Source organism: Methanogenium organophilum, from assembly GCF_026684035.1.
GTDB classification, from domain to species: domain Archaea; phylum Halobacteriota; class Methanomicrobia; order Methanomicrobiales; family Methanomicrobiaceae; genus Methanogenium; species Methanogenium organophilum.
In genome coordinates this window covers 2,461,771-2,485,018 of the sequence record NZ_CP113361.1, presented here as the reverse complement: position 1 = coordinate 2,485,018, position 23,248 = coordinate 2,461,771, and the positions used below count along the sequence as shown (strand labels likewise).

22 protein-coding genes and 1 tRNA gene are annotated in these 23,248 nt (G+C 49.6%); 7 read left to right on the top strand and 16 right to left on the bottom strand.

The features are described 5' to 3' along the window. Window positions 1–545: 545 nt before the first annotated feature. The 5 genes from OU421_RS12200 to thiD form a co-directional block, all read right to left on the bottom strand. Entirely contained in the window at window positions 546–959 is a 414-nt protein-coding gene (locus OU421_RS12200) for a type IV pilin N-terminal domain-containing protein (RefSeq protein WP_268186377.1), read from the bottom strand. Between the two features lie 326 nt (window positions 960–1,285). Then, complete coding sequence (locus OU421_RS12195) at window positions 1,286–1,717, bottom strand: hypothetical protein (RefSeq protein WP_268186376.1); 432 nt, start codon at window positions 1,715–1,717, stop codon at window positions 1,286–1,288. 7 nt (window positions 1,718–1,724) lie between these two features. Then, the gene (locus OU421_RS12190; protein WP_268186375.1) at window positions 1,725–2,012 is read right to left on the bottom strand and encodes a hypothetical protein; all 288 of its coding nucleotides are present in this window, start codon (window positions 2,010–2,012) and stop codon (window positions 1,725–1,727) included. Next, entirely contained in the window at window positions 2,005–2,457 is a 453-nt protein-coding gene (locus tag OU421_RS12185) for an Lrp/AsnC family transcriptional regulator (protein WP_268186374.1), read from the bottom strand. Before OU421_RS12185 ends, OU421_RS12190 begins: the two co-directional genes overlap by 8 nt. Window positions 2,458–2,554: 97 nt before the next feature. After that, complete coding sequence (gene thiD / locus OU421_RS12180; RefSeq protein ID WP_268186373.1) at window positions 2,555–3,370, bottom strand: bifunctional hydroxymethylpyrimidine kinase/phosphomethylpyrimidine kinase; 816 nt, start codon at window positions 3,368–3,370, stop codon at window positions 2,555–2,557. A gap of 74 nt (window positions 3,371–3,444) precedes the next feature. On the opposite strand from thiD, the gene OU421_RS12175 reads away from it, so the two are divergent. Then, complete coding sequence (locus OU421_RS12175; RefSeq protein WP_268186372.1) at window positions 3,445–4,773, top strand: AIR synthase-related protein; 1,329 nt, start codon at window positions 3,445–3,447, stop codon at window positions 4,771–4,773. Between the two features lie 3 nt (window positions 4,774–4,776). On the opposite strand, the gene OU421_RS12170 is transcribed toward OU421_RS12175, so the two are convergent. Genes OU421_RS12170 through OU421_RS12120 form a run of 11 tightly spaced genes read right to left on the bottom strand, consistent with a single transcriptional unit; the run spans window position 4,777 to window position 15,097 of the window. Further along, window positions 4,777–5,781, bottom strand: coding sequence for an AAA family ATPase (locus OU421_RS12170; RefSeq protein WP_268186371.1), 1,005 nt, complete (start codon window positions 5,779–5,781; stop codon window positions 4,777–4,779). Beyond that, window positions 5,768–6,499 (bottom strand): 4-phosphopantoate--beta-alanine ligase, encoded by a 732-nt coding sequence (locus OU421_RS12165; RefSeq protein WP_268186370.1) that lies wholly within the window; start codon window positions 6,497–6,499, stop codon window positions 5,768–5,770. The genes OU421_RS12170 and OU421_RS12165 overlap by 14 nt, the downstream gene beginning before the upstream one ends. A 1-nt stretch (window position 6,500) precedes the next feature. Then, window positions 6,501–7,361, bottom strand: a complete 861-nt coding sequence (locus OU421_RS12160) for a pantoate kinase (RefSeq protein ID WP_268186369.1) — start codon at window positions 7,359–7,361, stop codon at window positions 6,501–6,503. After that, window positions 7,343–8,497 carry a bifunctional phosphopantothenoylcysteine decarboxylase/phosphopantothenate--cysteine ligase CoaBC gene (gene coaBC, locus OU421_RS12155; RefSeq protein ID WP_268186368.1) on the bottom strand — a complete coding sequence of 385 codons (1,155 nt, stop codon included), beginning with the start codon at window positions 8,495–8,497 and terminating at the stop codon, window positions 7,343–7,345. The genes OU421_RS12160 and coaBC overlap by 19 nt, the downstream gene beginning before the upstream one ends. Continuing rightward, window positions 8,494–9,378, bottom strand: coding sequence for a class I SAM-dependent methyltransferase (locus tag OU421_RS12150; RefSeq protein WP_268186367.1), 885 nt, complete (start codon window positions 9,376–9,378; stop codon window positions 8,494–8,496). Before OU421_RS12150 ends, coaBC begins: the two co-directional genes overlap by 4 nt. A 2-nt stretch (window positions 9,379–9,380) precedes the next feature. Further along, the gene (locus OU421_RS12145) at window positions 9,381–10,424 is read right to left on the bottom strand and encodes a 60S ribosomal export protein NMD3 (RefSeq protein WP_268186366.1); all 1,044 of its coding nucleotides are present in this window, start codon (window positions 10,422–10,424) and stop codon (window positions 9,381–9,383) included. 17 nt (window positions 10,425–10,441) lie between these two features. After that, the gene (locus OU421_RS12140; RefSeq protein WP_268186365.1) at window positions 10,442–10,735 is read right to left on the bottom strand and encodes a DUF424 domain-containing protein; all 294 of its coding nucleotides are present in this window, start codon (window positions 10,733–10,735) and stop codon (window positions 10,442–10,444) included. Window positions 10,736–10,780: 45 nt separating this feature from the next. Beyond that, the gene (locus tag OU421_RS12135; protein WP_268186364.1) at window positions 10,781–11,611 is read right to left on the bottom strand and encodes a TatD family hydrolase; all 831 of its coding nucleotides are present in this window, start codon (window positions 11,609–11,611) and stop codon (window positions 10,781–10,783) included. After that, window positions 11,608–11,937 carry a dihydroneopterin aldolase family protein gene (locus OU421_RS12130; RefSeq protein WP_268186363.1) on the bottom strand — a complete coding sequence of 110 codons (330 nt, stop codon included), beginning with the start codon at window positions 11,935–11,937 and terminating at the stop codon, window positions 11,608–11,610. Before OU421_RS12130 ends, OU421_RS12135 begins: the two co-directional genes overlap by 4 nt. Window positions 11,938–11,983: 46 nt before the next feature. Beyond that, window positions 11,984–14,113, bottom strand: a complete 2,130-nt coding sequence (locus tag OU421_RS12125; RefSeq protein WP_268186362.1) for a minichromosome maintenance protein MCM — start codon at window positions 14,111–14,113, stop codon at window positions 11,984–11,986. A 15-nt stretch (window positions 14,114–14,128) separates the two neighbouring features. Beyond that, window positions 14,129–15,097, bottom strand: a complete 969-nt coding sequence (locus OU421_RS12120; RefSeq protein ID WP_268186361.1) for a replication factor C small subunit — start codon at window positions 15,095–15,097, stop codon at window positions 14,129–14,131. Window positions 15,098–15,270: 173 nt separating this feature from the next. Between OU421_RS12120 and OU421_RS12115 the strand changes: the two genes are divergently transcribed. The 6 genes from OU421_RS12115 to OU421_RS12090 all read left to right on the top strand — a co-directional run bounded on the left by OU421_RS12115 (window position 15,271) and on the right by OU421_RS12090 (window position 23,179). Beyond that, window positions 15,271–15,963 (top strand): hypothetical protein, encoded by a 693-nt coding sequence (locus OU421_RS12115; protein ID WP_268186360.1) that lies wholly within the window; start codon window positions 15,271–15,273, stop codon window positions 15,961–15,963. Beyond that, window positions 15,924–16,727 (top strand): metallophosphoesterase, encoded by an 804-nt coding sequence (locus OU421_RS12110; RefSeq protein WP_326493504.1) that lies wholly within the window; start codon window positions 15,924–15,926, stop codon window positions 16,725–16,727. Before OU421_RS12115 ends, OU421_RS12110 begins: the two co-directional genes overlap by 40 nt. Beyond that, the gene (locus OU421_RS12105; protein ID WP_268186359.1) at window positions 16,714–19,407 is read left to right on the top strand and encodes a DEAD/DEAH box helicase; all 2,694 of its coding nucleotides are present in this window, start codon (window positions 16,714–16,716) and stop codon (window positions 19,405–19,407) included. Before OU421_RS12110 ends, OU421_RS12105 begins: the two co-directional genes overlap by 14 nt. Window positions 19,408–19,476: 69 nt before the next feature. Then, entirely contained in the window at window positions 19,477–21,141 is a 1,665-nt protein-coding gene (locus OU421_RS12100; protein ID WP_268187921.1) for an AMP-binding protein, read from the top strand. A gap of 67 nt (window positions 21,142–21,208) precedes the next feature. Beyond that, the gene (locus tag OU421_RS12095) at window positions 21,209–23,050 is read left to right on the top strand and encodes an AMP-binding protein (protein ID WP_268186358.1); all 1,842 of its coding nucleotides are present in this window, start codon (window positions 21,209–21,211) and stop codon (window positions 23,048–23,050) included. 44 nt (window positions 23,051–23,094) lie between these two features. Continuing rightward, window positions 23,095–23,179, top strand: a tRNA-Leu gene (locus tag OU421_RS12090). Window positions 23,180–23,248: the final 69 nt, after the last annotated feature.

Here is a 23,248-nt window from a genome sequence, read left to right as displayed (position 1 = left end):
AGGCGTTTCAGTCTGATTTCGCCTGTCGGACATTACGATCCTGTAGTGATTCAGCGTATGCTTGCCCATGTCGTCTTTCCCTTGCAGAATTGTAGAAACAGACTTTCTACTTCATCCGCGTTGTCGTCTGCGCTTCGAACAAAGCGATTACTCGCGATGCACGGCAGAGTAGGAACACATCGAACGGATGATGCGGCGGTGTGTTCGCAATCTCTGATATGACTTCTTGTCACACAGGATGCCTGCCCATCCCCCCTTGAAAAAGTGCCGTCTAATCGCCTGATGGCGTTCTACAACGAATAACTAATAAATAAATACTTTCTTTTCTTTATATTTGACGAAGATAATTAACAGACTTGTATGCCAATGCGTTCCTGTACAGTATCTTTGCAGTTTAGAATATTGATATTTCGATGGAACAAAATCCTGAGATATGCAATTGGAGAATTGCTCAATTAAGGGACATATGAAAAATAATCATGGACTGTCGGGATTATCACATTCCAACATTAGAACAATGTGCTGAAAATAAAAAATGGATGATATTAGACAAACTTGTCAAGAATTACCTGTTTGGTACCATCATTGAAAGTAGCAGTAACAAGAACACGTTCCTGCCCATCAGCAGTGGCAACACCTTTAATTATTGATGTATCACCAACAATCGGTGTACTCATATTTCCATAACTATCAGTACCATTAGCTAGAGCACCAGCTGCATCATAAACAGTTGCGTTTAATGTTGATACTTTAGCTGCATCTGGTCCACCCTGGAACGTAATAAGGACATCATCATCGCTTACTTTCGCAGTTACAGCCACAGTCTTAGTTGTCTCAACATTGTCGGTCATACCGAACACAAACACAGCGATAACCGCTGCGAGGATCACCGTGATGGCGACCATAAGGATTACACCGATAACCGGTGAAACCGCTTCTTCATTTTCGTGGAATCTCATATTAATTCACCTCTCCCTCACAGAGTGACACGTCACATCCGCTTCAGGCAGTTATAGATTTCCACCACCCATATAAATGCTTTGTGTATGAATTCTTGATAGAGCGAATATGTGATATTTGCACACCATAATTGGAAATATTTGCCACACATATTCAGTGTTTGGGAAATAATATTTCCACCCGTGGAAGGCGGCTTTAATCTATTGGTTATCAATACCAACCTTAATAGCGGCATACAAAGTGAATATTATTTCTTCTGGTCGGAATTGCAAACATCTTTATATTGAGATAGAGCGGAAATACCCATTAATACTCATTTTACGTATCAAAACCGGATCAGAAGATGATCTTCGGATTGTGAGACTGCGGCACCCCCGGAAACGGCCTGAACAAATCCGGTTATATAGGCGACAGCAGGCTCTGTCATACTAAACGGGTAGCCAAAGAGATCATGCGCCTCAAGATTTATCATGATGGTGGGCCGTTCCTCCCCGTCCAGACGTTCGGTCTCCACACCCGCCACTAAAAGAGTACTCTCAATGATCTCCACCGGCTGCATGAGGGACGGCATCCGCTCTTTCGCCTTCTCGCCATCTTCAAACCCGATTGTCCCAATCACATCGAGTATATCCGCTACTGCTTCCGGAGACCCTTCCCGCAGCACCCGTTCAACCACCTCACCACCGATATCCCGTGGTTCCCAGGTACGGGCGAGTTTCAGGAGGGACCAGTCACGTGAGAACTGCCCTTTTTTCATCGGATATTCATCCCCGCAGTACAGCGAAATTCATCACACCAATGCCAATGATCTCAAGAATCCGGGACAACACTTCTCCCCAGTACAACCCCGTAATTCCCGGCCCCGCCATCTGCACAATGTCCGGGAGAACGATGCCGATCACAAGTGTAAACAGCCCGATTGTGAAATATAGCAGGGTCGGCTGTTTTACAACTTTATAGGCATCGTAAATGAAGATAATCAGGGCTCCACCCAATATCAGGGTGACGACAGCAAGAATCTGCTGAATGAGGATAAATTGTGACTCAATCATAACGGCGGACGCTCCAGTTCTGTTCTTTGATTCGTTTTACCGTTATAAACGGTTTTATCTCTTTTACCCCGGCGAACCGGGATAAGGGGATCAGAATTTCATTTTTCAGGTTGGTAATCGACGACACAACCACCTTTGCCATGAAATCACTGGGCTCCAGCGTCTCATACAACTCGAGGATACTATCGTGGTTCGCAAGAAAGGATGCAACCTCCTCTTTGTCATCAGGGGAGACAGTGATTGTCAGAAACGAGATGAGGCTGTCAGCGAAGTAATCCGGGTTAATTGCGATCGTAAACCCTTCAATTACCCCGGATGTTTTCAGTTTTTCAATCCGTTTGAACACAGTGGAAGGAGCAATATCAAGCTGCTTCCCCAATTCTGCCATAGATATTCTGCCATCACGGGCAAGTTCACTCAAAATCGCGTGGTCAATAGTATCCATACGTTCCCCAACACCATTATATTGAATGTTTCATTCATCAACACTGATATAATTTGTGCAGAATTTTTTCAAAAAAAGAATATTGAGTGAATATTTTTCACTTCCGGCGGGGGATCGCATCAGAGATCATACTTCCGGGATTAACCATCCGTCTCCCGGAAAGGGCGGGCACCGCATCCCGGATGGCACAGGAGACAAACATCTTCCCCTCACGACATGCATCCGGCAGTGCTTCCCCCCGCACCAGATATGCCGTGATTGCAGCTGCAAGAGAGCAGCCCGAGCCATGCACCTCATAGGGATACCGGGGACCGTCGATGATGAACTGTTCATCAGCGCTCAGAAAAACATCCGGTGACCTCTCTGTGGTCAGGTGTCCACCTTTCATAAGCACTGCCCCCGCACCCATTGCAAGAATCTCCTGCCCGGCGGCGATCATCTCATCCGTTGTTGTAATTGTCTTCCTTCCGGTGAGAACACATAGTTCAGGAATATTGGGAGTGATCAGTGCAGCCCGGGGTATCAGGTGTGCACATACCGCGGACAGGCTTTCCGGTGACGCAAGGCGGCGCCCGGATGTCGCAACCATCACCGGATCGACCACCAGGGACACCTCAGGAGGAAGATGCTCTGCAACCGTTCGGATCGTTGCGGCATCCGGCAGCATACCGGTTTTTGCTGCCCGGATGGGAAAATCCTGAAACACTGCCTCCATCTGGCGGGAGATGATATGCGTATCCACAGTCAGGCTGGCGAGCACGTCAACGGTATTCTGGGCGGTCACTGCGGTGACAACCGTACATCCCCACACACCAAGAGCGGCAAATGTCTTTAGATCTGCCTGAATCCCGGCACCTCCGCCGGAATCAGAACCCGCAATCGTACATGCAAACGGTACCCGCTGTCCTTCCATACCCGTAGTATTTCACCCGATACAGATTGAAGGTTTATGCCGGTTTTATGTTACGTGGCAGACAACACTTTCCTATGGATATTGAAGAGCTGACACGGCGATGCCTCTCAGCAGGAACAGATGAAGAGACCTGTGCCCACCATCTCAAAGAACAGATTCTTTCGATGAAGCCGGGTGCATCATCTGACTATGCGCTCTCCATGGCCCGTGCAGTTGTAGAAGAAGTCAAAAACAGCAATCTGGCCACATCCGCACTCACTGAATATACCAAAGCGGATGTAACCATGGGCGAATTTGGTGTAGGTTCACGTGGTATCGGGGATTTCTTTGCTCACCGGCAGTTCCCGAAAATAATCGGTGGCAGCGGTGCGTCAGTCGGCGTCGATGAGATGGACGATGCGGGCGCTGTTGAAGCCGGCGGGAAATATATCATCACCACCGTTGACGGCATGCACTCCCGCCTCTCGGATTACCCCTTCCTTGCGGGATTCCATGTCACCCGTGCCACCCTGCGTGATGTCTATGTCATGGGTGCAAAACCGGTCGCCATGCTCTCTGACATTCATGTCGGGGATGACGGCGATGTGGCAAAGATATTCGATTATACCGCAGGCATCTCGGTTGTCAGTGAAGCAATGGATATCCCCCTTGTGACCGGCTCAACACTGAGAATCGGAGGCGACATGGTCCTTGGCAGCAGAATGACCGGGTGCGTGGGTGCAGTCGGCGTTGCCGATCATCTCACCGCACGAACCGCAACAGAACCCGGCGACTGCATCCTCATGACCGAAGGGGCGGGTGGCGGCACAATTGCAACCGCGGCCATTTATTCCGGGTTCCCGGATGTTGTGGAGAAGACCATCAACATTCAGTTCCTCCGTGCATGTGAAGCTCTCCTCAAAAGTGACGTGCTCCCCAAAATACACACCATGACAGATGTGACGAACGGCGGTCTGCGGGGAGATGCCTATGAAATGGCAGAGACAGCAGGGTGTGACATCGTAATTGTTGAAGATGACCTGCGATCTCTTGTCGACCCGGACGTGCTCAACATGCTGGACGCTCTCGAAATCGATTATCTGGGCGTATCCCTTGATGCCCTGCTTGTCGTGACACGGCCTGAGGATGCAGACGCGGTCATTAATGTGGTTGCGTCCACCGGGGTAACCATGAAGAAGATTGGCTATGTGACCGAAGGGCCGGGAGATGCAAAATTGATCTCCGGCGGCGAGATGACAGACTTCATCCCCCGCTTCCGGGAATCGGCGTACACACCGATCAAGAAAGTCGTCGATACAACACCCCACGACTTCGACGCAATGAAGGAGCGGGTGGAACAGGCGGCAGATGCCGCACGCGATAAAAAAGAGAGAGTGCTTGCATCTCTCAGACAGGCAGAATAACTGTTATTCCACCAAAAATACTTCTTTTACAATTGAAGAGAGCAGGGCGTCCATCTGGATATATTCATTGCCCGCATCCCGCATCATCATATCCGCATTCGCGAGAGCGACAGTGATACGGGGATCGTTGTACTCCTGTTTCCTCGCACGTGAGAGTTCTTCCAGCACTTCCGGCCCGGAGAGGCCATATTCCAGCATAAGAATTTCAATGACCGATTTTGCCTTTTCGATATCCCCCTTCCTGAGCACCCGGAAGACGGATCGTGCGATATTGCCGGTCTCTGATTCGAGATATTCCTCAAACCCGCCTTCAATCCGGCTGTCACAGTTCATCTGACAGAAGAGGATTGCCTTACGTGCATCTCCCTGTGCCGCGGCGGCGATCAGTTCCGTTTCCTCCTCATTATATGCGGATGCAGGAACATTCTCCTGTGCGAGGATCGCTGTCATCAGTTCAAGAACAATCTCGTCAGAGAGCGGCCGGAAAAAGAGCGGAAGGGCACGGGAGGCAATGGCCGGGATAATCGCGCTCTGCGTCCGGGTAATGAAGATGAACCGGCATGTCCCGGAAAATCGTTCCATCATTCTCCTGAGTGCCTGCTGCGCTTCAAACGTCAGGGCCTCCGCCTCATCAAAGACCATCAGTTTAAACTCGGCATCCAGTGGTTTCACCGAGGCAAACCAGCGCACGATATACTTGAAATTATTAATCAGGCTGGCATCCTTTTTGTAAAGATGGGAAAATTTCTCCTCATTCTCCAGATAGGATTTCCCCCCCCGAAAGAGTGCACCGGTCTGGATGACCGTCATATTCTCTTTCCAGAATTCCCCATACAGTTCTTTTGCGAGGCACTCCACAGCAACGCTCTTTCCGGTCCCGTGGCGGCCGCTGATGAGGAGATGCGGAATCAGTGAATCTGCGGAAAACGCCTTCAGCATCCCGACAACGGCATCCTGCCCACGGATATCTTCAAATGTTTCCGGCCGGTATTTTTCAATCCAGAGCATCGGCAAGAGTCTCCTGTATTTGCCTGAGTGCGGCACGGAGAAGGGCCGTATTGTCGTGGGCCGCAACCAGCTGGTTTCCGGTTTCAGGGGTCATGTCCCGGCATGCACGGGTGATATTCGGCAGTGCACGTGTCAGTTCATCAACAATCGTCACGGTAGCCGTCTGTGCAGTGCGTGAGAGAGGATTTAAATCGATCGTGATGACCGTCTTTCCCATGGCGACCAGTGCTTCACACCGATCCCCGTCCTCCAGCGGCACCAGCACCACATCAGCCGTACCGATGCCGTCTCTCAGGCAGAGCGCACGGTCATGGGAAAGGGGAAGAAGACGTTCAGGCGTCCCTTCAAGGACGGTGACACCCGCTGCCTTCAGGTGGGCAGTGATTGCCGCCATCCGTTCATCGGTCCGGTGGAAGAGGTTCACTTCCACCGCAGCCCCGGATGCCTCTGCGAGCTCACGGATTTCATCTGCAGCAAGGGCTGCTGTATTCCCGTTAACAGATATGATCGCCCGGTCTGCCGCCATAAGATATGCTGCAGCCGTTTTTTCCGCTAACAACGCTGACTCCGATGTTTTTTCACAAAGGAGATAGTCAAATGCCTCCCCTCTTCCATGCGCACTTGCCCCCTCGACGACGACAATTCCTGAACGCACCGCGTCTGCAATACGTTCGCGTGCCACAAGCGACCGGTACCGGGGATGATTGTCAGGTATCATGTTATTTCACTTCGATAAGCCGAAATCCCTCTTCTGCCACATGCAGTTCACAGGGAATTCCGAATTCAGATAATACAGAGAATGATTGGTCGCCAAGGGCAAAAACACCCTTCCCAAGCATGGTCATGGATGCAGGTATTCCATGTTCATCACATGCATCCAGTATCGGGCGAATTTCTTCCGGAATAAGCCCGCTCTTCTCTGCAAACTCACGTGATATACGGAAAAAATCCTGCGGGCTTTTAGCGCATTCCGCAGAATATGCCTCTTTGACACGGGCCATCTGTGCAGGGGAGGTGATGACGTCAGCGGTGGAGAGCCCGCCATAACTCAGCGCAGAAAGCGTGACCCCGCTGCCATTCATTCGGATAATAGAAGATGAAATTCCGGGCTCTTTCCTGCACACAATCCCGCCCCCGGTGCACGCAGCCACATCACCGAGTCCGGTCTGATGCTCCAGTTCGGAAATGTGTGCAAGCCGGGCAATGGCATCATCTGTGAGTCCGGTTTCAAAAAGCGCATTTGCAGCTGTAAGGGTTGCAAGAAGTGCAGCAGCAGAGAGACCGAATCCGGCTCCGGGCGGCAGGGACGTGATGGTTTTCACCGTTGCCGTTACGCCGAGTCTCTCCAGTGCATACTCGATTGGCGGTGATGTGCGTGCAATACAGGTATCTTCATCTGCACTTCGTGCAACATTAACCGAAACCGAGGTCTCACGAGCAGGCGTGACCACTGCGTACACCCCCTTGTCAATCACAATTCCCCCGCCGCAACTTCCGGTGGACTCCATGCTGTCCCCGTCAAATCTCCGGAAATACCCGGATATATGTCCGGGTGAAAATCCTACAGCAGATTCTGCCATAGCGTTTCTGCCACCTCTGTCTTTGTGCCCTCTACGTGGACGCACCAATCTCTGCGAATAAGATCATATGCACCGGTATCCCTTCCCAGTACATCAGGAGTATTTGCGGCAACCATATCCGCCCCTGCTTCAAGCAGGTTTTCTGCCTCTGTTCTGCTGTCCCATCCCAGTTTAAACGCGACTATCACTTTGGGACGGTTTTTTCCCTGCATAACATCCAGAATAATTTTGGGCTGCACGAGCAGTTCTACCGTCACATTCTCTCCGCTCGGTATTTTTCCCTCTCTGGGCGCCGGTGCAAAGTCAGAGATTGCCGCGGCACTGAGATAATAATCAAAGGTCTGCCTTTCACACAGTGTCCGGATGGCGGTGAGCATCTCGCCGGCAGACTCTGCATATACATTGTGTACATGCGGCACAGAGAGCGTATCCCCATGCACGATCCAAACCTCCGCCCCCAGTCGGGAGGCCTCACGTGCGAGTTCTTTTCCCATAATACCTGAGGAGCGTGCGGTGAGCACCCGTACATCATCCAGGCGCTCACGGCATGGCCCGCTGGTTATGAGAACAGTCTTTCCTGCAAGAGGCAGGCCGGAGAGCGCCCGTTCCGTTTTATGCACAATGGTGTCAATAGCTGCGATTTTTGCCTTCCCCTCTTCTATCCGGGGATCAACAATCGTTATTCCCCACGTTTTGAGAGTTTCAAGGCAGGCACATACTCCGGGATGGCGGTACATACTCTCATGCATCGCAGGCACCAGAACAACAGGCATACCGCTCCCGATGGCAGTGGTGGCAAAGGTGGTAACCGGGGTATCGTCGATACCATGTGCAATCTTGCAGATCGTATTTGCCGTTGCAGGGGCAATTAACAGCAGATCTGCACTTCCCCCGTCCCCGCAGTAGGTGACATGCTCAACAAGTCCCCCGCACCGGGTAATCGTCTCATGACCGGTTGCATAGGTGATTGCATCAGCATGCAGAATTCCACAGGCAGCAGTCGTCATTACTCCCTGCACATCAGCCCCCAGGCGCCGGAGCGCGTGTGCGAGTTTCACATCATCAACGGCTGCAATGCTCCCGGTGATCCCCAAAACAATCTGTTTTCCTGTAAGTGTCGTGCGTACGGTATTCATTGTATCACCACATCATGCACCATGTGCCATGCACCTGGTCCATATTTTTTAACCCGATATGGAGTAATCTTTGTGGAAAAACCTGCTTCTTCACAGATTTTGGATATGGCATCATACTGCTCTCCAACGGTGTGCACATGAAGAACGGTCCCCCGGCGCACATGCGCACACGCATCGGGGAGAAATGCAAGCGCATCGAAATGTCCCATCAGAATATGGTCATACACGCCGTTGAGGTTATCCCTGCAGTCTCCCAATTCCGGAGTGACTGCTGCTTCAACGCTATTTGCAACAATATTTTTCTCCAAATAATGAAAAGAGTCAGGATTTATCTCCATTGCATGAACAGTTGCACCATGCACCGCGGCAGGTATGGTGAAATAGCCAATCCCCGCAAACATATCAGCACACCGGATCGGGTGATGTTCGCCGGATGTACGGATTAATTCAGACATACGCATCTTTTCTTCACGGTTGCCCATGGCAAACATCACCGTCATGGGATCCAGGTAAAAGATAAAACCCGCTTCATGATGGCATACCTCACCGCATTCTCCGTATACAACAGATGCGTCGGGGATTCGCTTTTCGCCACGGTATCCGGAGACATATACAATGCCGCGTGGATGAATCCAGTCCCCGATCTCTCTGATCTCCTGTTCTGTGGGTGGTCTGCCATGCAAAAGTGCCACATCACCCAGCATCTGATATCCTCTTCCGGAGTAGGGCGTCTTCTCTGCGATCACCTCGTCTGCAGCATACCCCGTTTTGACAGGAATGAACGCATCATCTCCTCTCACATACGGGCGGCGGGTAGTATCCACCCATTCTGCATCCGTGAGGACAGAGAGCATCTCCCGTGGATATTTCCGCACCCTCATTATCATCCGACCAGAATGATCTCGTCTTCTTCTTTGTCACGAAGAAATCGTACCTTTTCATGTGCGGCGAGCCTGAGCCATGCCTGTGCTTTTACATCCTTTATTTCGTAGGAGACAGGGTCAAGAATGCCAGCAATATCATTATCAATATAGGTGACATCAGCGGATTCGGCATCCCTGATATTGCCAATCAGCCGATACTCCCCGTCATGGAGAACATTTGAGATCCCTTCACTCAGATCAAAAACCCTGAGAAGACCGGAATCTGTGCCCCTGACTTCGTAATACCGTTTTTTAAAGAAAACAACATCGCCTTTCCGAAACTGGGGAAGCCGAAGGAGTATGGTGATACGGTATAATTTTCTTCCGTCCCGCTCACCCACCAGTTTTGGATGGCGGGTTATTTTTCCACCCATTTCCGTTACAATCTGCCGGGAGATGGTATCGCCAATATTGTGGCTTGAGACAACAATGTCCACACCGTCACGGGTATTATCAACACGGGTGATAAACGAAAGGCGTTCTCCTGCTTCCTGAACGCTCTCTTCAATATCATACGCTATTTTTTCCACCCGTTCCCGTTCATATGCATCCGGTTTTCTGTCCGTTGCACGCACCTGAATGGTCGATTCGTAATATCCGCCGGATAATCTGCTGCACCTGTCGCAATTCTCTTTTTTCCAGATAATTTTCAGTTCACAGGTTTTCTGGACAGGCAGACCATACAACTGTCCCCTGACATAGATAATGCAGTGCGTGCGATTTGGTGTCGGATCTCTGGTGGATATGGCCAGTTCCGGATCTTCAAGATCATTATGAACGGACACTGCTGCAAATGCCAGTTCTTCAATGAGTTGTTGACGATCATATGTCACATCAGTCCAGATGCTCCCCCGTTTCATCGAGCCGCATGTCGGGCATATTACACATTCTACCCGTGGTTCGCAGATCAGCCATTCAATAGATTCCACCTTGCATTTATTGCAAAGGCCTTCATTTGCGGTTTTGCCTCCACATTTCGGGCAGAAGTTCTCCTGTATTGCCATATTTCTATACTCTTTTTTTAAGTCCGGTAAATTTGGGCATGCGGTACATCCCCAATCATCATATATCCGTTTTTATCCAGAATGCCGCATTCAATGGCTATTCTGATTGCTTTTTTTCCGATAAGGTTGCAATTCGACGCATGCATAATTGCATCTTTTACCTCATCATCAGTGCATTGGGTAGTGCCGTAAAATCCCTCATTAACATGTATGGTAAGGTCTTCGTCTGTCAGAGTTGTGTTGAGAAGTTCCGTGTCGCATACAGCAACAATGTGACCTACACCTGAATACCGGTGTATCTTCATATACATTATGTATACTATTTCGCAGGAATGATTAAAAATATGGGGAAGGCACTAGAATAGTGATATTTCCACACCGTATACCTTTGCAGGTGTGTCTGCATGGATATTCCATGCTTCCTCTTCACTGATTAGGTCCCCTTCAAGGTATTTTCGGGTATAACGCGGCACGGATTTCGGGCCGATGACTGCACCCGGCCGGGAGTTGTCATCCATATAGTCACTCTCCATCGTAAACACAAGACCCTGGTGCGCACACGCTGGAATCTCTTTGGTGCGTGCAAGAAGGGAGGGCATCAGGGGGGTATCCGGTGTCCCAAAATGTTTGACCACACGTCCCGGTGAAATTCCAATGCGGGTTGCCATATCAAACACATCAGCGCACGGCCCTGTTTCCGCATGAATCTGCAGGGCACAGTCACTATCGTGCGCGAGGATGAGAGCATGCTCCAGGATACGATTCGATGCCTCCCATACATCGGGTTCAACCGGATAATGCGGACGGCCCGATTTCAGTGCGACTGCGGCCTGTTCCCCCACATATTCTGCCGCGATGTCAAGACCTCTTTTCATCACCGCTTCGGCGTCAGCTAGTGACATCCGATCAGTCAGTTTCCCGATCTCTGCGGGATGCACTCCGAGTATCGGGAAGACCACAACACCCGTCTCCCGGATGGCTGCTGCGGTTTCAAGCGTTAATTCGTATACATGCCTGAATTCATCCCCGGTCACCGGATGGACATTATGGGACCATGACGGTTTCGTCACAAGAAAAATATGTGTGCCGCCTGCACGGAAAAAATCCTTGGCGGCCTCTATCCCCCGTCCGTTTTCCCGGTCGATATGGATATGATCATCAGTTACCGGAATGTCCAGTCCTGTCATTTGATATCAAGAATTTCCATGAGGGGATATTCTCCGTCAAATTTGAGGGATGCGGTGCATGTTGTGTCTCCGACTGACGTCTGAATCTCAACCTCAAACATCTTTCCTGCAAGCTCACTGTATCCGAACGGATTTATTTCCATCATCTCTGTGTTGATGGTGACGGATACGGAATCGACACAGGGCTGCAGGGCAACAGCATTTGCAATTGCGGTTTCAACCGATTTGGCGGTATCAGGCGATATCGGGGTACCCACCCACTGGTGGTACAGGGCACCAAGTTTTATTCCTGCCTCAAAGGCAGCCTGAATAGCATCGTCTGTCATTATTTTTGGTTTCTCCGGTGAATCAATAAAATCAGTGGTTATGGCTCTAATTAATGAGCCGTATTACGCCATGGCGTGGTTCCATGGCTTCTCCTGATTTCGTCATCTGTTCGATCATCTTCTCAATATCTTCCCTGTTATGCCCGGAAGCCAGGAGAGTGCTGACAATATCGGATATCTGTGCCATTCCTTTGTCATCCGCCAGTTCACGAATTGTCTCTTTTAGGAGGCGCGCAATATCACGACGTTTCTTTGGGACGCCGGTAACCAGTTTATCGATATCATACGTGCCTGTTTCAGCGTCATACGCCACTTTCTTCAGGCATCTGTCGGCAATTTGGATAACGCGTTCCGCATCAAACACTTCAATTTCATTGCTGAGGCGGATACGTGCACTTGCCTCTGAAAGACGGACAAGCCCTTCCAGCTGTCGTGCGGTAACGGGAACCGGTTTACTGTTATCATCTGCAAGACTTCGCAGATTCAGATAATAGCTGATCAGGGTTTCACGGGCGTCATCAGAGAGAATCGGGAAACAGTTCCGTTTTGCATAGGCAATGTATTTGCGGAAAACCTCCGGTTCAATCTCTGGTGTGACAGGTGCAAGCTGCTGCAGGATGTACTCTTCATTTATTCCTTCTATCGGGAACTTTTCATTGTGCTGAATAAGTTCACCGACACTGTGGGATTTCAGGATATGCTCACCAATGGCACGGTCCAGTTTCTGTTCGGGTTTATCCTCCATGATGAAGATCAAATCAAAACGTGACAGCAGCGATGGCGGCATATTGATCTGCTCCGCAATGGGGGCATACTCATCAAATCGCCCCATTTTGGGATTTGCCGCCCCCAGAAGAGCACACCGTGACCTGAGAGTAGCGGTGATGCCTGCCTTTGCAATGGATATTGTCTGCTGTTCCATCGCTTCGTGGAGTGCACTGCGATCTTCTTTTGCCATCTTGTCCATCTCATCAACCGCAGCGATACCCATGTCTGCTAAGACCAGTGCACCTGCCTCAAGAGTCCATCTGCCATCTCCGAATTCGTCTTTGACAGCAGTTGCAGTCAGTCCGGCAGACGTTGATGATTTCCCACTGGTATAAATGCCACGGGGAGATAACTTGATGACATACCTGAGCACCTGGGACTTTGCAATACCCGGATCTCCTACAAGGAGCATGTGGATATCACCACGAAGACTGCTCCCATCCGGCATCTCTTTGGCAATTCCGCCAAAGAGCACGAGGGAGATCGCCGTTTTCACATCCTGCATACCATAAATCGAGGGCGCGATAGAGTGGGATATTTTATCGTAAATTTCAGGATCATTACTCAGATCCCGGATTATTTTTTCATCCTCTTCTGAGATCTCTACCTCTTCAAACTCTTTTTCGCCGATCTCAATTGAATTCGCTTCGATATAGATATCAAAGAGCGTGCTTTTGTTGCCATGATTTACCCGCTGAACAGAGCGAAGAATACCGTTAATTATCACCCGGTCACCCGGCGCAACGGTTCCGGTCAGATCATCGATCACATCAACGTCCAGCGTCTGCGGCTGCTCCCCTCCCCTCAGTCCTTCGGGGGATTCCTGTATCCGTAATTTTTGCGCGTCCACAAAGGTGGAGAGCGCCGGAACAAGGTCCATTTTAGTCTGGCGCTCACATTGGGCGCATGGCCGGTACGGTTCCTGAAACCGTGAATAATCCTGTTTATACGGTGCGGTAATTGTACCGCACTGGAGACACCGGAACACTGCCTGTGTCAGCCGTGGACGCACCTCGGTTGTTTTTCTGAGGATTCCTTCTACCGAAATGAAGGTATTGATATGGTGCGAACGAATGTCACGGACATCAATTTTTTTGGGGAGGCAGCGGAAGCGGATATTAATATTCTCCGCTTTCTCTTCCTCATCCTTGGTAAAAATCAGATTATAATTTCTGACGGCATCACGCACATCTCCAATAACCTTTCCCGGATTGTGCAGGATTTCATCCGCTATTTCAAGTCCGGTTTTTCCCCAGTTCGACAGTTCCCGGTAATCAATTTCAAGGGATCTCAGATGCGGATACTCTGTACTAATCTCCCCCAGTTCTTTCCGGTAATGCTTCGTGAGAAACGTGTTCCAGTCAGCTGCACGATCGGTAATCTCTATGTCAAAAATCTCTTCTTCCACCTGACCCTGACCTCCTCACTCTTTCATTGCGTCAGCACTGAGCACAATATTTGCAATCAGTGCTTCCATCTGTATCTCACTGTTTGCGCCTTCACTGAGACGAAAGTCTGCTTCGCCCAGATGTGAAATTAATTCTGTTTTCAGCCGCCGTTCTACCGGGAGACGGATGATTGACCGGTACATCTGGTTTATCAGTTCATTGGGGGCAATGCCCCGCGAATAGAGCAGTTCATGCACCAGTGCTTCCGCTCCTTCATAGTCCCCTGCAACAGATGTCTTCATCAGACCGTCAATTTCCTCTGGGCGTGCAGTCGAAGTGATTTCATACACCATATCGTCCGTTATCTTTTTACTGACAATTGCGGCACCCTGCACCGCATTGATGGCCTTTCTCATATCGCCCTGGGCGACATAGACAATGGCATCTCTCGCTTCAGGCGTCGTTTCAAGCCCTTCAATCTCTGTTATGCGGGAGATTTCAGTAATAATAGCATCTTTTGAGAGCGGCCTGAACCGGTATATTGCGCACCTGCTCTGGATTGGATCGATAATTTTCGAAGAATAATTACAGGAAAGAATAAACCTGCAGTTCTGCGCATAATTTTCCATTGTGCGGCGAAGTGCTGCCTGTGCATCCGGTGTCAGTGCATCTGCTTCATCCAGAAAGAGAATTTTAAATTCCGCCCCACCCAGAGGTGCTGTCCGCGCAAATTGTTTAATCTGGTTTCGTACGACATCAATTCCCCGTTCATCCGAGGCATTCAGTTCCCGGAAGTTCATCTGCCATGTCTCACCGAAGAATTCCCGTGCAAGCGCAACAGCGGATGTTGTTTTTCCAATCCCTGCGGTTCCGGTAAAGAGCAGATGCGGAAGATTTCCTGAAGTAACATACGATTTCAGGCGGGCGACGATCTCATCCTGCCCGACTATATCATCCAGCTTCATCGGGCGGTATTTTTCAATCCATATTGTATTTTGTGTCATTCCTGTTTCCTTTACCCCGTAATCATATTCCGCAGATCCATGTATCTGTTAATATGATACTTTGTTCTCAGGAGAGTATTTGTTTCGATCGATGTCTGTCACATTCTCCAAAAATGCATGCACCTAACAGATACACTATAGATTGTCCCGACAAGATACTAGTAGGATACTGCATGGAATCATACCAGAAAATATTTGCAGATGACCTGAATTCAGGGAGATGTGACACACGAAATGCTATAGTGCGGACTCTTTCGGTAAGAAATATTACCAAATGTCTGTTTTGTGGAGCTCTTACCGAGATTCCCGATTCCCAAAAACCAATACAGAACCTCAGTATCTATGACCCGACAGGGATTTTAACAGTACAATATCATACCGGAAATCGTGAAATATCCGGATTTCTGACAGAGACAACCCTTCCGGTTTTCGTTCTCTGTACGGCAGCCATCCGGAGCAGTGTCGGAACATGCATGCCCATGCTGGAATCAATTATGCCTGTTTCCCGGGAGATCAGGGACGTCTTTGTTCTTGCCGCCGCAGATGATCTTATCAGCCATCTGACCTCTTCTCCGGATATACCCGCTGATATGAAGAATACAATCTGCAATATCGCAAAAAAAGCTCTTTCTACCGTGCAAACCGGGGCTCCAAACCCGACAATACCAAAAACCGCCGTTTTGAATGAAGCGGAAAACCTGATTTTGGAATGCTGTGAAGACAAAAAGACGGTCAATCTTGAAGAATTGATTGAAACACTGAATCAGAAAGGGATTTCTCGGGAAACAACACTTGCTGTTCTAAATACCCTGATCGATAATGGCGAGTGTTATCAGCCGAAACCGGACATTATCAGACGATTGTAACAGAGATGACTCCTGAATTTATTTCCGCCGGACCTGCACTCTTTATGGAAAATTCACGCAGGATACTGGTTATTGCAGATGCACATTTTGGTGCCGAATCCGGCTTTTCCCGCAAAGGTGTCCATATCGCAAGTAACAGCACAGATCGTCTGAGCCGGATCTGTTCCTGTATAGAGGAAACAACCCCTGACATGCTTCTTTTCCTCGGGGACCTGAAACATTCTGTTCCCATGATGAGCCGGCAGGAGTTTACCGAACTCCCACAGATTCTTGAGACCATCAGGGATCAGATTCCGTTCCGCCTGATACCCGGAAATCATGACGGCGGTATTGAACGATTCCTGAACCCCGGAGAGCTGCTGCCAAAACGCGGCGCCTTGATTGACGGTACATGGTATGTGCACGGGCATATGCATCTGCCTCCGGAATCAGCAGGGAATCTCATCGTATGTGGGCACCATCATCCGGTTGTGAGCCTTTATGACGAAGTGGGATGTGCACTCCGGGCACAACCTGCATATCTTTTTGCAGAAGTGAATGAAGGATGTGCAGGCTTTGTTTCAAATGAAAACAGCAGAAATACCCGCATCCTCTTCATGCCGGCATTCTTTGAATATGCTGGGGGCATTGATGTACGAAAAATTCATGTCAGCAGACTAAGTCCTGTGTCACGGTGTTTTGACGTGGACTGTGCAGAAGTATTCCTGAGTGACGGGACCTACATTGACCGGCTGGGAGCACTGGTGGGAGATGAGCGCGCGTAATCTGTTATCCCCTGAGATACAGGAAACCCTCCTGAAACGAGATTTTCAGGAACTCTCACAGACACAGCAGGAGGCTATACCCCCCATTTATGGTGGAGATCATCTCCTGCTCATCGCACCGACCGGCACCGGGAAAACGGAAAGTGCGATGCTTCCGGTATTCGATAATCTTCTCCGTCTGCAGGGAACCGGATTTAAGGCAATATACATCACCCCGCTCCGCGCCTTAAACCGGGATATCCTCTCCCGCCTGAAATGGTGGTGCCATGAACTGGGGTTAACCGTGGGAGTCCGGCATGGCGATACCTCCCAATACGAACGAAGAAAGCAGGCGCTAAATCCTCCGGATCTTCTTATTACCACACCTGAGACACTGCAGGCGCTTTTTATCGGAAAACGCCTCCGGGAACATCTGCCACAGGTCAGGCATGTCATCATTGATGAAATTCATGAACTTGCCGGAAGTAAACGGGGCGCCCAGCTGTCCATCGCACTGGAACGTCTGGCGGAATATGCGGGAGAATTTCAGAGAATCGGCCTCTCTGCTACGGTAGGAAACCCGGAAGAGGTGGCATCATTTCTCACCGGAACAAAACGCCCCCATACGATTGTCAATATCCCGGCTGCGCCGCACATGGATATCTCTGTCAGATTTGCCGGAGATAATTTTGATTCCCAGGTGCGAACAGTTGAACGGTGCATTGAAAAAGAGGATTCCTCACTGTTGTTTGTCAATACGCGTTCCACCGGTGAGGCACTGGGACACCGCCTGTATGGGCGCGGAGATGTGGACGTGCACCACGGCTCCCTTTCAAAAGAGATCAGAATCGACGCTGAGGACCGGTTTAAACGGGGGGATATCCGTTCCCTGATCTGTACCTCGTCCATGGAGCTGGGCATAGATATCGGACACATTTCACGGGTGATTCAGTTTGGTTCACCACGGGAGGTGTCACGCCTCCTCCAGCGTGTCGGCCGGGCCGGGCACCGTCTGGATACCGTATCTCACGGCACGATACTTGCCACCGGATTTGACGATCTTTGTGAGTCACTGGTGATTACAAACCGGGCAAAACAGAATGCATCGGAGAATGTCGGCATTATCCATGGCGCACTGGATGTGCTGGCAAACCAGATTGCCGCACTTTTGGTAGAATATGGTGAGGTATCGATTGTCCGGGCCAGAACAATTATTGAACGGGCATATGGATTTTCCGACAGCGGGAATGCAGTGCCTGAGGTATGCAGGCAGATGGCAGAACACCGGCTGATAAAAATGGAAGGGGACACCCTCATACGCACCGGGAGGTGCCGGACATACCTGTATGGCAATCTCTCGATGATACCTGATGAACGGAAAGTGCAGATCTTTGATCTCGTCTCACGCCGCACGGTAGGAACCCTTGATGAATCATTTGTGATCGGATGGATTCATACCGGTGCATCCTTTATCGTCAAAGGGCAGCTCTGGCAGGTCGTTGATCTGGATGACGGGAAAATTATCGTTGAACCGGCTCATTCGGTAAGCGGTGAACTGCCTTCGTGGGAAGGGGAACAGATACCGGTTCCCTATGCCGTTGCACAGGAGACCGGGAAACTCCGCCGAACCCGATCATTCTCTGCGTACGGGGCCGGTGTCATCTCAGAGGCATATGCAGACGATATTCTGACATCAATGGATGATGCCGATGCGCCCGTCGCAACGGATCGGTGTGTGACGCTTGAGCATTTCGATGAGGGAGTTGTGATGAATATCTGCGGAGGGCACAAGGCAAATGAGGCCCTCTCCCGTGTCATCTCCGTTCTTCTGACAGCACGCTACGGGTCAAGCGTGGGTATTGAGGTGGGGGCATACCGGATTCTTTTCCGTCTTCCCTCACAGATCAGGGCCGCAAACATTCGTGAACTGCTCTATTCAATTGATCCGGCACACATCGAAGGACTTCTCCGTCTTGCAATGAAACATACCGCCCTTTTTAAGTGGAAAATTGTCCAGATTGCAAAGAAATTCGGCGCCATTGACCCGAATGCCGACTATGAACGTATCAGTATACACCGGCTGCTCGATACATTTGAAGGAACGCCAATCCAGGCAGAAACCTATCGCGAACTCTTTACGACCATTATGGATGCAGAGGGGGCGGCACATCTGGTGCGGCAGATACAGTCCGAAGAAACAACGGTGACAATTGCCCCCTTATCCGCAATCGGCCGCGAGGGTCTGACATCGTCACGGGATATTATTCCACCACCCAGTGAAGACCAGGCCATTATTGCCGCCGTGCGGCGCAGGATTGAGGACGATAATATTTTGCTCTTTTGCATGAACTGCCGGAAATGGAAGAGTCTCACCAAGGTGTCCCGCATCACAGACCCGCCCCAGTGCCCCAAATGTGGTGCACGTCTTGTGGCAGCCCTGAAACCGTGGGAAGATGAACTGATCCCGGCGGTTCGAAAACGCGAAAAAACAGACGAAGAGCGCGCGATTGAGAAAAAATTCCTGAAGAATGCAAACATTGTCCTTTCCAGCGGAAGACAGGCAATTGTAGCCCTTGCAGCACGCGGGGTCGGCCCGGAAAATGCTTCGCGGATAATTGCAAAAATGCGTGAGGGCGACGATTTTTACCGGGAAATTCTCAAGGCGGAACGCACCTATATCAAAACGCACCGCTTCTGGTAATTAATGCGCAATGATCTGGAGAGAAGGAAATACTATTACCCGCGTACATCAAAAATAGCTAGTGATTCTATGGCGGATGCAGAACACAATATGGAAGATTACGATGAGATGTATCGTACATTCTCCATTGATGTGCCCGAATATTTCAATTTCGGGTATGATGTCATTGACGACTGGGCACGGCGTGACAGAAACAAACTGGCGATGATTTGGGCGAATCAGGACGGGGATGAGAAGAAATACACATTCCGGGATATGATGAACCTCTCCAATATGGCAGCAAATATTCTTTTGAAATTTAGCATTAACAAAGGAGACCGGGTCATGATCATGCTGCCGCGTATTCCGGAATGGTGGATATTTGTAATCGGAATAATCAAACTTGGTGCAGTCGTCTGTCCGGTACCATCGCTCCTAACACCAAAAGATCTTCAATACAGAATCAAAGCAGGAAATTTCCGTCTTATCATAACAGATTTTGAAAATTCGGATAAGATTGACGAAGTGCATGAAGAGTGCCCCTCATTACAGACCCGGTTCCTGGTTGATGGCGAGAAGGACGGGTGGGTCAGTTATCAGAACGAACTGTTATACCCTGCACCGGTATCACACCGGAAGGTCAGTATGCCATATACAAACAGGACCCGCTCAACCGATCCGATGCTGATCTATTTCACATCCGGCACAACCGGTGAACCAAAGATGGTGCTGCACAACAATGCCTACCCACTGGGACATATTGTCACAGCCCGGTTATGGCAGGATGTCCGGGAGAATGATGTGCATTTTACCTATTCGGATACCGGATGGGCCAAATGTGCGTGGGGCAAAATCTTCGGACAGTGGATCCAGGGCGCCTGTCTGCTGATTTATGATGTATGGGGAAAATTCAATGCAACGCAGCTTCTCCCGCTCATTGAAAAGTATGAAGTCACGACGTTCTGCTGCCCGCCGACAGTCTACCGGATGCTGATTATCGCTGATCTGGCAAAATATGACCTTGCTGAACTGCGCCACTGCTGCAGTGCCGGTGAACCGCTCAACCCTGAAGTGATCAAAGTATGGGAAGAGGGGACCGGGCATACCATCTACGAAGGATACGGCCAGACAGAGACATGCAGCGCTATTGCCACCTTCCCATGCATTGAGCACAAGCCGGGTTCAATGGGGAAACCAGCGCCCGGTTGGCATATTGAACTCCATGATGATGATGCCCATCCTGTTGCTGATTATGAAGAAGGTCGCATCGCAATTTCCCTCAATCCACGCCCTGTTGGTCTTGTTGTGGAATATATAGATAACGTTGAAGCAAACAAGGAGTCGTTCCAGAACGGATATTATTATACCGGGGATAAAGCCTACCGGGATGAAGACGGTTACTTCTGGTTCGTTGGCAGAAATGATGATGTCATAAAAAGTTCCGGATACCGTATCGGACCGTTTGAGGTGGAAAGCGCTCTCTTAGAACACCCGGCGGTTCAGGAATCAGCAGTTGTCGGAACGCCTGACAGAATCCGTGGTATGGTTGTAAAGGCATTTATTGTACTGAATCAGGGATTTGAAGGTTCGGAACCACTGATCAGAGAACTGCAGAATCATGTGAAGCAGGTGACTGCACCGTATAAATATCCACGGGTGATTGAATTTGTCGACGTGCTTCCCAAAACCATCTCAGGCAAGATTAAACGAAATGTTCTGCGTGACGAGGAACTGAAAAAATCCAAAGACGATTAATAATCTCATCTACCCGTGGTGCATCCCACCACATCTTTTATCATTCCCCGCACCAAATTATTCTACGATGGTGCGATATTCAATTACGATGGACAATGAGCTTGTCCAGAAAATAGATAATGATTGCAAGAATCAGGGAGTTTCCCGTTCAGAATGGATATCGGAAGTGTGCACCACACATTTTCCGGAACTTGAAGGAAGTGGAATCCTCCAGATGAACCGGGATATTGCACATCTCCCCCGGCATAATATTACCGATTACGATGAAACCTATCGGTCTTTTTCTATTGATGTGCCCGAATATTACAATTTCAGTTTTGACGTCATTGATGCTCTGGCACAGAAGGATCGGAATAAACTCGCCATGATCTGGGTCAATCAGAAAGGTGAAGAGAAGAAATACACATTCCGTGATCTTTCCCGCCTCTCAAACCAGGTCGCCAATATGCTCATAAAATACGGCCCTGCAAAAGGGGAACGTGTTCTTATTATGCTGCCGCGTGTTCCGGAATGGTGGTTCTTTGTGCTGGGTATGATCAAGATGGGCGTTGTCTATTGCCCGGCGCCAACCATGCTCACCGAACAGGATCTGAAGTATAGGATCAATGCAGCCGACATCAAGATGGTCATTACCGATGCTGAGAATGCCCACAAGGTGGATGCAATCTTTGACGAATGCCCGTCTCTCGCATCGAAATTTATCATCGATGACGAACGGGAGGGATGGATCAGCTACCCGGTTGAGCTGGCATATCCGGCCCCTGTCTCCAGCAAACTGGTGCCGTTTGAAGGACTGAAACGTACGAAATCAACCGATCCCATGCTGATCTTCTTTACATCAGGCACAACCGGAGAACCGAAGATGGTGCTGCATGACCATAGTTATGCACTCGGACATATCGTTACCGGGCGGTTCTGGCATGACGTGAGAAGTAATGATCTTCATTTTACCGTGGCGGATACCGGATGGGGAAAGAGCACATGGGGGAAGCTCTTTGGCCAATGGAATGAGGGTGCGGCCATCATGGTCTATGATATTCGGGGCAAATTCCATGCAACGGAGCTCCTTCCGATCATTGAAAAGTATGGTGTTACCACGTTCTGTGTTCCTCCTACGATATACCGGATGATGATCCTTGCAGAACTGGAAAAATATGATTTCAGTGAGCTGCGCCATTGTTGCAGTGCCGGTGAACCCCTCAATCCCGAAGTCATCCGGGTCTGGAAAAAAGCGACCGGCCATACGATATATGAAGGGTATGGTCAGACAGAGACGGTACTCTGTATTGGAACATTCCCCAGTATGGAACCCAGATTTGGTTCGATGGGGAAACCTGCGCCCGGATGGCAGATTGAAATTCATGATGACAACGGAAAACCCGCCGCACCGCATCAGGAAGGTCATATCGCAATAAAAACCGATCCGCGACCTGTTGGTCTCTTCCGGGAATATATTGATAATGATGCCGAAAATGCACGTTCCTTCAGTGACGGGTATTATTATACGGGAGACAAAGCATACACGGACGAAGATGGATATTTCTGGTTTGTCGGCCGGGATGATGATGTGATTAAGGCATCCGGATACCGTATCGGACCGTTTGAGGTGGAAAGTGCCCTGATTGAACACCCGGCAGTTCAGGAGGCGGCAGTCATCGGAACACCGGACGTCATACGGGGTCAGATCGTGAAGGCATTTGTTATACTCGCTCCCGGATACACGCCCTCAGAGTCCCTTATCCATGACATTCAGAATTATGTCAAGAAAGTAACCGCTCCCTACAAATATCCACGGGCAATTGAATTTGTAGAAAGTCTCCCAAAGACAATTTCCGGAAAAATTCGGAGAAAAGAACTGAAACAGAGAGAGATGGAAAAAATCACCAAAAAGAATATGGAAACAAAATAACCAATAAACATCTTTATTTTGTTTGACTGCTAATTATGTTAGGCGCGAGGGTTGCCGAGCTTGGCCAAAGGCGCTAGGTTCAGGGCCTAGTCTTGTAGAAGTTCGAGGGTTCGAATCCCTTCCCTCGCATTTGTTCTTTTTGTGATTTTATTGTCGGAGCGTAGTTGTTCATAGGTTTGATATTTGCATTTCCAAACG

Bases quoted from the DNA above. Each gene is read 5' to 3' on its own strand.
- coaBC (WP_268186368.1), bottom strand. From the start codon at position 8,497: ATGAATACCGTACGCACGACACTTACAGGAAAACAGATTGTTTTGGGG.
- OU421_RS12190 (WP_268186375.1), bottom strand. From the start codon at position 2,012: ATGATTGAGTCACAATTTATCCTCATTCAGCAGATTCTTGCTGTCGTC.
- OU421_RS12160 (WP_268186369.1), bottom strand. From the start codon at position 7,361: ATGGCAGAATCTGCTGTAGGATTTTCACCCGGACATATATCCGGGTAT.
- OU421_RS12135 (WP_268186364.1), bottom strand. From the start codon at position 11,611: ATGACAGGACTGGACATTCCGGTAACTGATGATCATATCCATATCGAC.
- OU421_RS12200 (WP_268186377.1), bottom strand. From the start codon at position 959: ATGAGATTCCACGAAAATGAAGAAGCGGTTTCACCGGTTATCGGTGTA.
- OU421_RS12100 (WP_268187921.1), top strand. From the start codon at position 19,477: ATGGCGGATGCAGAACACAATATGGAAGATTACGATGAGATGTATCGT.
- OU421_RS12115 (WP_268186360.1), top strand. From the start codon at position 15,271: ATGGAATCATACCAGAAAATATTTGCAGATGACCTGAATTCAGGGAGA.
- OU421_RS12185 (WP_268186374.1), bottom strand. From the start codon at position 2,457: ATGGATACTATTGACCACGCGATTTTGAGTGAACTTGCCCGTGATGGC.
- OU421_RS12195 (WP_268186376.1), bottom strand. From the start codon at position 1,717: ATGAAAAAAGGGCAGTTCTCACGTGACTGGTCCCTCCTGAAACTCGCC.
- OU421_RS12170 (WP_268186371.1), bottom strand. From the start codon at position 5,781: ATGCTCTGGATTGAAAAATACCGGCCGGAAACATTTGAAGATATCCGT.
- OU421_RS12105 (WP_268186359.1), top strand. From the start codon at position 16,714: ATGAGCGCGCGTAATCTGTTATCCCCTGAGATACAGGAAACCCTCCTG.
- thiD (WP_268186373.1), bottom strand. From the start codon at position 3,370: ATGGAAGGACAGCGGGTACCGTTTGCATGTACGATTGCGGGTTCTGAT.
- OU421_RS12175 (WP_268186372.1), top strand. From the start codon at position 3,445: ATGGATATTGAAGAGCTGACACGGCGATGCCTCTCAGCAGGAACAGAT.
- OU421_RS12165 (WP_268186370.1), bottom strand. From the start codon at position 6,499: ATGATACCTGACAATCATCCCCGGTACCGGTCGCTTGTGGCACGCGAA.
- OU421_RS12145 (WP_268186366.1), bottom strand. From the start codon at position 10,424: ATGGCAATACAGGAGAACTTCTGCCCGAAATGTGGAGGCAAAACCGCA.
- OU421_RS12150 (WP_268186367.1), bottom strand. From the start codon at position 9,378: ATGAGGGTGCGGAAATATCCACGGGAGATGCTCTCTGTCCTCACGGAT.
- OU421_RS12095 (WP_268186358.1), top strand. From the start codon at position 21,209: ATGGTGCGATATTCAATTACGATGGACAATGAGCTTGTCCAGAAAATA.
- OU421_RS12140 (WP_268186365.1), bottom strand. From the start codon at position 10,735: ATGTATATGAAGATACACCGGTATTCAGGTGTAGGTCACATTGTTGCT.
- OU421_RS12130 (WP_268186363.1), bottom strand. From the start codon at position 11,937: ATGACAGACGATGCTATTCAGGCTGCCTTTGAGGCAGGAATAAAACTT.
- OU421_RS12120 (WP_268186361.1), bottom strand. From the start codon at position 15,097: ATGACACAAAATACAATATGGATTGAAAAATACCGCCCGATGAAGCTG.